The organism is Alloalcanivorax profundimaris, from assembly GCF_015265435.1.
Lineage (GTDB): Bacteria > Pseudomonadota > Gammaproteobacteria > Pseudomonadales > Alcanivoracaceae > Alloalcanivorax > Alloalcanivorax profundimaris.
Map to the genome: position 1 here is coordinate 430,786 of NZ_JABJWH010000036.1, position 8,881 is coordinate 439,666.

Sequence of the window (8,881 nt, forward strand, 5' to 3'; positions counted from 1 at the left end):
GGTAGGGTCGGTGATCGAGGTACTGGAGACCGCCATGTTCTGGATTCTTTCCGTTGTACTGGTGGTGATCGTCCTGATCCCCACCTACGTCACCCTGGCCTTCTATCTGGTCTGGCACTATGACCGGCGCAATTTCCCGGAGCCGGTGCTGGGCGAGGCGCCCCCGGCCCTGAAACCCGGCCGGGTGGTGCGCGCCATGCTGTTGGAGGCCGCCAGCCTGACCTTTCTGGTGGCCACCTATCCGCTGCGCGTGATTCAGGACGCCTCGCCGAAGCGGGCCCACGCCTCGGATCGTCCGCCGGTGGTGCTGATCCACGGCTACGGCGGCAACAGCGCCAACTTTCTGTGGATGCAGTGGCGCTTGCGCCGCGGGGGGTTCCGCAACGTTTACGCGGTGAGCTACACGCCGCCGCACATCAATATGCGCAAGCTCTCCGACCAGGTGGCACGCCACGTGGAGCGGGTGCTGGAGCGCACCGGCGCCGAGCAGGTGGACCTGGTCTGCCACTCCATGGGCGGCCCCCTGAGCCGCTACGCGATCAAGAACCTGGGCCTGGCCGGCCGGGTGCGCAAGGTGATCGCCCTGGGCAGCCCCCACTACGGCTCGCGCATCGCCGCCCTGTTCCCGGCCCGGGGCGCCGCCGCCCAGATGCGTTACCGCAGCCCCTTCGTCCAGGAACTGGCGGAAGAGGGCGAATGCCCCGGCGGAGCCCGCTTCTTCTGCCTCTACTCGGAGATGGACAACTTCGTGCTGCCGGCCGCCACCGCCGTGCTCGAGAACGCGGAGGAAAACCTGCATCTGCCCTACCTGGGCCACTGCTCGCTGCTTTACAGCCCCCGGGTGGCGCGGGCCGTGGCCGACCGGTTGCGCGCCGACTGAGGGCACTCGCCGCCGATTGTTGGTTTTTTGTAAGGACGGGAATCGTGGTCTTCCTTGTCCGGGCAAAAGTGGTACGTTAGTGCAAATATAGAACAATCGTACCAGCCCGCTCCCTCCGAGCGCGGCCCCCAGAACAAGAAACCGCCGCCCGGCGCCCGGCGCGGCGTTGGAGACCACGATCATGGCAAGGCATTCCTTTTCCCTCCCGGTGCTGTTGTTGGTAACCGCCCTCGCCGCGCTGAGCGCCTGCGGCGGTGGAGGTGGCGGCAGCGCCGGGGGCAGCGCCGCCGTGCCGCGCACCGGCGCGGACGGCGGCGAGGTGTTCTACAGCTACCCCTACCACGGCCAGGAGCGGGTTTCTCCGAACACGCCCTTGGTGCTGCGTCTGTCCGCGCCGGTGGACAACCCGGTGGCCAGCGATCTGCTGCTCCAGGACGGGCAAGGCAACCCGGTGCCGCTGGCGACACCCCGGGTGGTGGGCGACGGGCGAAGTCTGGTGGTGCGCCCGGCGGACGGCCCGCTGCAGCCGGATACCCTCTACCGTCTGCGCCTCACCGGCCTGGGCGGTGACGAGGTTACGTTCGCCTTTCCGGACGACGGTCTGGTGTTCCGGACCCGCTTCGACCCGGACGGCCCCAACCGGGAGCGGCGCCGGGACGGCCCCCTGCGGCTGGTCTCCATGACCCCGGACGGCGAGCAACAACCGGCCACGGATTTCGCCACCTGGCGGCTGCGCTTCAGCCGGGTGCTGGACACCGACAGCCTGGTCTACGGCCAGTCCGTGCGGCTGACCCGGGGCGGCGAGCTGGTACCGGCGGTGATGCTGGCACAGGACGACGCGGTAAGCCTGGACCCGCGCCAGGACCTGCGGCCCGGAGAGCGCTACACCCTGACCCTGGACACCTCGGTGCGGGCCTTTGACGGCACCACTCTGGCCGAACCGGTGGAGCGCAGCTGGGTGGCCCGGGATACCCGGCCGCGCTCGGTGATGGTCCAGAACACGCCGCCCGCCTCGGAGCGGGCCGATCCCTGCCACGCGGGGGACGCCGGCATGTCCCGACTGTCCGGCGCGCCGCTCAACTGCGTGCCCATCGACGCGGTGCTGCTCGGCGACCGCGACGCCACCCAGCAAAGCGGCAATGTCTTCACCGAGCTGGCCTACCAGCCCGATTTCCCCCAGGTGTCGCCGCTGCGCATTCCGCGTGGCAGCCTGCTCAACGGCACCAACGTGAGCGTGAAAGTGGCCGGCACCGTGCCCGCCGGCATCGAAACCGGCGATGTCACCGTCACCTTCCTGTCCGACGCCACCGGCTACCTGATGCCCAACCCCTACAGCAACCGGGACGACGCGCCGCGCCAGGTGCGGCTGTACGTGGACATGGCGATGACCGCCGAGCATTCCGAAGCCAACGGCGGCCTCAGCCAGACCCTGCTGCAGGTGGAACTGGTGGGCGAGGCGCGCACCAATGGCGCCAGCCTGGTGATGGACGCCCTCGGCGTGGTGGAGCCGGAAGTGCTGGGCCAGGAAACCGGCTTCGGCCTGCTCAGCCTGCACACCGAATCCTACCCGGACCAGACCGGCGCGCCGGCCCCGGTGCCGGACACCACCTCGCCGGTGCTGCAATCGATGACCCCCCGGGTGGAGGACGGCGGCCTGGCCACCACGGTGAAGCCCGGCGACCCCCTGGTGCTTAACTTCAGCGAGCCCCTGGACCCGGACAGCGTGGAACGGGCCCTGTCGCTGACCCGCGACGGCCAGGCGGAACCGTTCACCTGGTCCCTGGACGGCGCCACCGTGGTGGTGCGGCCCACCACGCCCCTGCGGCCCGGTAGCCGCTACCGGGTGGCCCTGGACGACCGCGCCACCGACCTGGCCGAGCCGCCCAACCCGCTGCTGCCGGTGAGCCGCGATTTCCGTCTGCCGGCCCTGGTGGGCGACCCGGTGGCGCCGGTGGCCACCACCGTCTATCCGGGCTTCCCCTGCGCCGTGGACAAGACCACCTGGCGCATCGCCGAGGGCGACCATGGCCTGTGTCGGGGCAGCCGTGGGGACGACGATCACCTGCCGGTGTCGCGGCTGCCGGCCAAGCGGCCGATCCGCGTCACCTTTTCCCAGGACATCGACCCGGATTCGGTGATCCTCGGCCAGCGCTGCGGCGAAGGCAGCTTCCGGGTCGAGCGCGTGGCCACCGACGGCAACGGGGATCCGGTGGCCCGGGCCGATGGCGATAAACGCAAATACGACTGCCAGGCAGCGGTCCCCGGCCGCCTGGAGAAACACGCCCGCGTGCTGACTTTCGTCCCCGACCAGCCCTGGGAGCCCGGCGTCGCCTACCGCTACGCGCTGCAATCGGTGAACCGCGCCTCCGGCCAGGCCGGCGACGACTGCCGCAGCGGCGAGGCGATTTGCTCCAGCGCCGGCCTGCGGCTGCAGACCGCTCTGCTGGAAGGTCCGGAGCCGGACTGGGGCGGCCCGGACCTGGAGATCCATTTCCGGGGCGAGCCCGCCAAGGTCGGGGTGTTCCAGGCCCTGGACAACCTGCCCAGCGCCGACGTCAACGGCAACGGCCGCTTCGACACCGGCGAGCCGGGTTACGCCGCCGGCGAACCGGGCTTCAACACCACCCGGCTGCAGGTGCAAGGCGGCAGCACCCTGACCCAGAACCCGCGCCTGGACTGCGACACCCCGGAATCCTGCGACATCCAGGTGGTGGGTGGCCTGAATTCCGAGGTGCTCGGCCCCGGCACCTACGACGACCCGTCCACTCCCGAGGAGGAGCGCATTCCCGGCGTGCGGGTGGCGCTGCACCCCACCCTGATCCTGGCGTCCTCGGTGACCGTGAAAGCGGACGTGCTGATCCAGGGTGGCATCCCCATCGAAAGCCCCACCGGCACCCAGGTGATGCGCATGCGTTACACCTGCTCGGCGGGCCAGGGCGACGGGGACTGCGGCGACCGCGACGGCCTGATTCCCGGCTGGATTCTGGAAACGGAGGACGGGCCGGAATTCCGCGCCAAGGTCGACCTCTACCTGGACGCGCCGTATCTGGAGGCGCCCCTGGGCGGCGAGCACAACCAGCACAGCTACCCGCTGACCATGGATCTGGCCGGCCCGCTCACCTTCCTGCCCAACGGGCGCATGGCCATCCAGCAGTACAACCGCAACCCGATCCCGGTGAACGTGGAACTGACCCGGCTGCTGGGTTTCCTGAGCGCCAACATTGATCTGCGGATTCCGCAAAACGCGGTGAAACTGCAGTATCTGGGGGTGCCGATCAAACGTTGACGCGGCTCAGTATTGCGCGACCCGTGAAGGCGTAGCATGGTGTTGGTAACAACCGGAAAAAAGGGGAGAGGCACCATGAGTGAATACGGCGCCACCGTGGCCTGGCATCTGGCGCCGGATGCCAGTTTCGAATACGAGAACTTCGACCGGTCCCACGAGTGGACCTTCGCCGGCGGCGAGGTGGTACAGGCGTCCGCGTCGCCGGAATTCTTCGGCTCCGCCAACCGGGTCAACCCGGACGAGGCGGTGATCGCCGCCACCGCCAGCTGTCATATGCTCACCTTCCTGTCCATCGCCGCCAAGCAGCACCTCAAGGTGCTCAGCTACGTGGACCGCCCCCAGGGTGTGGTGGAGAAGAACGAGGACGGGCGCATGGCGATCACCCGCATCGAGCTGCGTCCCCGGGTGGTGTTCGAAACCGACCCGGAGACGGCGGCCCTGAAAAAGCTCCACGACGCCGCCCACCGCAACTGCTTCGTCGCCAATTCCCTGCGCGCCGAAGTGGTGGTCCAGCCCGACGACTGAGCCCCCGCCACCCGTGACCGGCCGGCCACGCCCGGCCGGCGACCGCGTGGCCTTGAGTCGCTAAACTGTCGCCTTCCACCGGCGGCCAGGAGCCGCTTTCCCGCCGTTGTAGAGAGTAGAGAGGGCGCCCCATGCTTGATCAGAACGAAATCGACCTGTTCCGCGACAACGTCCGCAAGTTCCTGGAGAAGGAAGTGCAACCCCACTACGACCAGTGGGAAAAGGACGAGAAACTGCCCCGCGAACTGTGGAACCGCATGGGCGAAAACGGCCTGCTGTGCGTGGACGTGCCCGAGCAATACGGCGGCTTCGGCGCCGACTTCCGGCTCTCCGCGGTGATGGTGGAAGAGGCCTCGCGCATGGGCTTCGGCGCGCTCGCCTCCAACCTCTCCGTGCACTCCGACATCGTCGCCCCCTACATCCTGCACCTGGGCACCGAGGAGCAAAAACAGGCCTGGCTGCCGAAAATGGTCACCGGCGAAGCGGTGGGCTCCATCGGCATGACCGAACCCGGCGCCGGCTCCGACCTGCAAGGCATGAAAACCCGCGCCGAAAAAGACGGCGACGGCTACGTGATCAACGGCCAGAAAACCTTCATCACCAACGGCCAGCACTGCGACGTCATCGTGCTCGCTACCAAGACCGACCCCAACGCCGGCGCCAAGGGCGTCACCCTGTTCACCGTGGACGCCTCCCTGCCGGGCTTCTCCCGGGGCCGCAACCTGGAGAAGATGGGCCACCACGCCGCCGACACCTCCGAGCTGTTCTTCGAGGGCGTCAAAGTGGGCGCCGACCAGATCCTCGGCGGCGAAGGCAAGGGCTTCTTCAACCTGATGAACGAGCTGCCCCGCGAGCGCCTGATCCTGGCCCTGGGCGCCGTCGCCGCCTGCGAAGGCATGATCGAGCGCACCGTCACCTACACCCAGGAGCGCCAGGCCTTCGGCCAGCCCATCAGCAAATTCCAGAACACCCGCTTCGTGCTGGCGGACCTGCACGCCCAGGTCCAGGTCAACAAAGCCTTCTGCGCCCAGTGCACCGACCAGTACGACCGGGGCGAGCTGAGCACCGCCAACGCCTCCATCGCCAAGCTCACCACCACCGAGCTGCAAGGCAAGGTGGCCGACCAGTGCCTGCAACTGTTCGGCGGCTACGGCTACATGAAGGAATACCCCATCTCCCGGGACTTCGTCGACGCCCGTATCCAGCGCATCTACGGCGGCACCAGCGAGATCATGAAGGAAATCATCGCCCGGGATATTCTCGGCCGCTGATCCGGCCTAGGCCGCCGGCGCCATGATGGTGCCCTGGGCCACGGCGCACAGGGTCTCGGCGCCGTCGTCGGCCACCGCGAACAGATCGCACCGGCACACCGCCGCCTGACGGCCCGCGCTCTCCACCCGGGCGCGGGCCACCAGGGTATCGCCCTTGGCCGCCTTCACGTAGTTGATCTTGAACTCCAGCGTCAGGCCGTCGCCGTACAGCGAACCGCCGGCGAAGGTCAGGGCATTGTCCGCCAGATAGCTGAGCACGCCGCCGTGGGGGCGGCCGTGCTGCTGCAGGAACTCCGGTTTCATCGCCAGGGAAAGCTGGGCCTCTCCCTCCACGAAACGATCCAGACGCGCGCCCAGGAAACGGCTGAACGGCTGGGCCTCCAGCACGCGCTCGCCCAGGGCCTGCAATTCTTGCGGTGTCATGGCAACCTCTAGGAAACAGTGAATTAGAATATTGTTCTAGAATAGGATTCTAGTATGAGCGAAGCAAGCCCCCTGCGGCCCCGCCCCGGTGCCCGGGAACGGGTACTGGCGGCGGCCCTGGCCTGCGCCACGGAAAGCGGCATGGACGCGGTCACCATCGAAGCGATCCGTGCCCGCAGCGGCGTCAGCGTGGGCAGCCTCTACCACCATTTCGGCGACAAACAGGGCGTGTTCACCGCCCTGTTCGTGGCCGGCGTGGAGCACTTCGGCGAGATCGCCATGGCCGCCATGGCCCGGGGCGACTCCGCCGAAGCAGGCCTGCGCGCCCTGGTCGGTGACTACCTGGAATGGATCGTGGCGCACCCGGACTGGGCCCGCTTCCTGCTCACCGCCCGTCCCCGCCTGGAAGGCCAGGCCGGCCCCCAACTGCGCGACGCCAACGGGCGCTACTTCACCGCTCTGCGCGACTGGCTGAATCGCTGGCCGGAAACCCGTCCCCTGGCCCGTCGCCCCGCCCTGGTGCTGGCCCTGGTATTCGGCCCGGTGGACTACCTGGCCCGCCCCTGGCTCGACGGCCTGATGCCCGCCAGCCCCCTGGAACACCGGGACGCCCTGGCCGACGGCGTGGTGCGCGCCCTGCTCGGCCACTGACGCACGCGCCACCGCACCCCCCAGATGGGGCATGCGCCCCGGTTCCAGAGCGTGGATTATCCGGCGTATACCGTCATTACTGGGGACACCACCATGATCCTTTCTTCCTCTCTCCAACGCGGCCTCGCCGCCCTGCTCCTCGCCGCCCCGGTGGCCGCGCTCGCCGTCGGCCCCGGCTCCGGCTCGCAAAGCCGCCACAACTTCCGCGTCGGCAACTGCCAGGTCAGCAGCATGCAGGTCATCTACAAACTCGACAGCCTCATGGGCGAACCCACCGTCAGCGGCTCCTACAAATGGACCGGCAACGGCAACTGCTCGCTCCCGTCCTCCACCACCCTCTGGCTAAAAGTCGAAGACGGCCGCGGCGGCCGCGGCTACGTCCGCCTCTCGCCGGCGGTCCCCAAAGGCAACGGCGCCTACGGCTACAACACCACCGGCTCCCCGGACTGGGACGAAGCCCTGTGCGGCTTCTCCGGCAACAGCCGCACCAACTGCCTGCCCCCCAACGGCGCCAAAAACCTCTGGAAAAGCGGCCGTGTCACCGACTTCAGCGTGACCTGGTAAATACCCGCCCCACGCGGGCAAACCTTCGGCCGCCGCGCGCAGCGCGAGCGGTACCGATACAAAAACGCGGCTTCGGCCGCGTTTTTTGTGCTTTCGCGACAGGGCGTTATCCGGATTTGTCGAGCTTGGAGATTTCTGGTTTGATCTGAAGCCATTACATGCCGGTTTACAAGATATGACGCCCGCTCGTTCACTGGATATTCGAGCCGGCGTCCTAATACCTGTTAAAAATAAAGAAGAGACATGGAGATAGTATGTCAAATGTAGATTGGCCAGATAACTTTCACGATCTCATTTTCCTGCCAAGGATTGATGAGCACATTGACGATCTGGCTGCCATGGCAGAGCCCGAGGACTGGGCGTACGAGCATTCTGAAGCTGATCACCGAAAGCCAATTTTGTACAACTACATAAAATACACATACAAGCGGCTGGCTGAGGAAGACAAGATCGCAATCGCTGATGATGGCCGCGCTCTTGTGTTCAATACTGGTCTTGTCACCTCTTCCCAAGAGCCCATATTTTGTTATTGCACACCCAATAACATGCCGGATACAGATGTACAGTGGCATTTTACGGCGTGGAAACGGAAAGGCGACCACGCCTTGTCGTCTTTTTCTGCACTGCCAGAAATGGCCCATTATTTCGACGACCCTACGGTTTTAGTGTTAGATCCTCGAAAGGAGTTGAGGGTTAACGTTGAGCACGTAATCGCCGACAACAAGGAGCGATTTCCGGAGCCGTACCGTTCAATGGATGAATACCCCCTCCAGACCTTTTTGAAAGGTGCGATAGACAACGCCCAAGAGCGCGTGAAAAGAAACTATAAAACGGCCATACCCCAATACTATCGCGGTCGAGTTCAGTTGATGTTGCCTCTGTGTATAGGTAGCCCCGGTGTAGCCGATCTGGCACTAGTGGTAGAAAACCACGGTGCGTTCTACCGAGCATCAACGTGCTTAACCTTGGAAATGGCCTATAACAACGCACGACAGCTTGCGAGGCCCGATAAGGACTGGTTGCAGCCTTGAGCCATTTTTAACAAATCGCTCAAGTACGTTCCCGGCCTGTCGGCCGTCCACCGGACGTCCCTGACGGGCCGCCGCTTAGCTTTGCGTTAGGTGTAGAAGTGATTGATCGAAATCCCATCGTGCAAAAGTTTTACGCAGTAATAGGGGCTTCGGGATTGGGGCTAGTTGTGTAAAGCCACCAGGTTGTTCAGTAAGGGCAGCCGGCTGACGGGAGGCAGATAGCCAAGGCTGGAATGGGGTCGATGCCAGT

General features: G+C 66.1%; 8 protein-coding genes. 7 read left to right on the plus strand and 1 reads right to left on the minus strand.

The genetic code is table 11. The features are described 5' to 3' along the window. The first annotated feature begins 10 nt into the window (after positions 1 to 10). From HMJ39_RS16640 to HMJ39_RS16655, 4 genes are all read left to right on the plus strand, one after another. Entirely contained in the window at positions 11 to 880 is an 870-nt protein-coding gene (locus tag HMJ39_RS16640; protein WP_323370925.1) for an esterase/lipase family protein, read from the plus strand. Positions 881 to 1,061: 181 nt separating this feature from the next. Further along, positions 1,062 to 4,166 (plus strand): Ig-like domain-containing protein, encoded by a 3,105-nt coding sequence (locus tag HMJ39_RS16645; protein ID WP_194298145.1) that lies wholly within the window; start codon positions 1,062 to 1,064, stop codon positions 4,164 to 4,166. Positions 4,167 to 4,241: 75 nt separating this feature from the next. Further along, positions 4,242 to 4,691, plus strand: a complete 450-nt coding sequence (locus HMJ39_RS16650; RefSeq protein ID WP_194298146.1) for an OsmC family protein — start codon at positions 4,242 to 4,244, stop codon at positions 4,689 to 4,691. Positions 4,692 to 4,822: 131 nt separating this feature from the next. Then, the gene (locus tag HMJ39_RS16655; protein ID WP_161382647.1) at positions 4,823 to 5,962 is read left to right on the plus strand and encodes an acyl-CoA dehydrogenase family protein; all 1,140 of its coding nucleotides are present in this window, start codon (positions 4,823 to 4,825) and stop codon (positions 5,960 to 5,962) included. A 6-nt stretch (positions 5,963 to 5,968) separates the two neighbouring features. Here the strand turns inward: HMJ39_RS16655 and HMJ39_RS16660 are convergent, their stop codons facing one another. Continuing rightward, positions 5,969 to 6,385 (minus strand): PaaI family thioesterase, encoded by a 417-nt coding sequence (locus HMJ39_RS16660; protein WP_194298147.1) that lies wholly within the window; start codon positions 6,383 to 6,385, stop codon positions 5,969 to 5,971. Between the two features lie 54 nt (positions 6,386 to 6,439). On the opposite strand from HMJ39_RS16660, the gene HMJ39_RS16665 reads away from it, so the two are divergent. The 3 genes from HMJ39_RS16665 (at position 6,440) to HMJ39_RS16675 (ending at position 8,631) form a co-directional block, all read left to right on the plus strand. After that, positions 6,440 to 7,036 carry a TetR/AcrR family transcriptional regulator gene (locus tag HMJ39_RS16665; protein ID WP_161382645.1) on the plus strand — a complete coding sequence of 199 codons (597 nt, stop codon included), beginning with the start codon at positions 6,440 to 6,442 and terminating at the stop codon, positions 7,034 to 7,036. Positions 7,037 to 7,129: 93 nt separating this feature from the next. Beyond that, the gene (locus HMJ39_RS16670; protein WP_161382644.1) at positions 7,130 to 7,600 is read left to right on the plus strand and encodes a hypothetical protein; all 471 of its coding nucleotides are present in this window, start codon (positions 7,130 to 7,132) and stop codon (positions 7,598 to 7,600) included. A gap of 254 nt (positions 7,601 to 7,854) precedes the next feature. Then, positions 7,855 to 8,631, plus strand: a complete 777-nt coding sequence (locus HMJ39_RS16675; RefSeq protein ID WP_062363523.1) for a DUF3825 domain-containing protein — start codon at positions 7,855 to 7,857, stop codon at positions 8,629 to 8,631. Positions 8,632 to 8,881 lie beyond the last annotated feature (250 nt).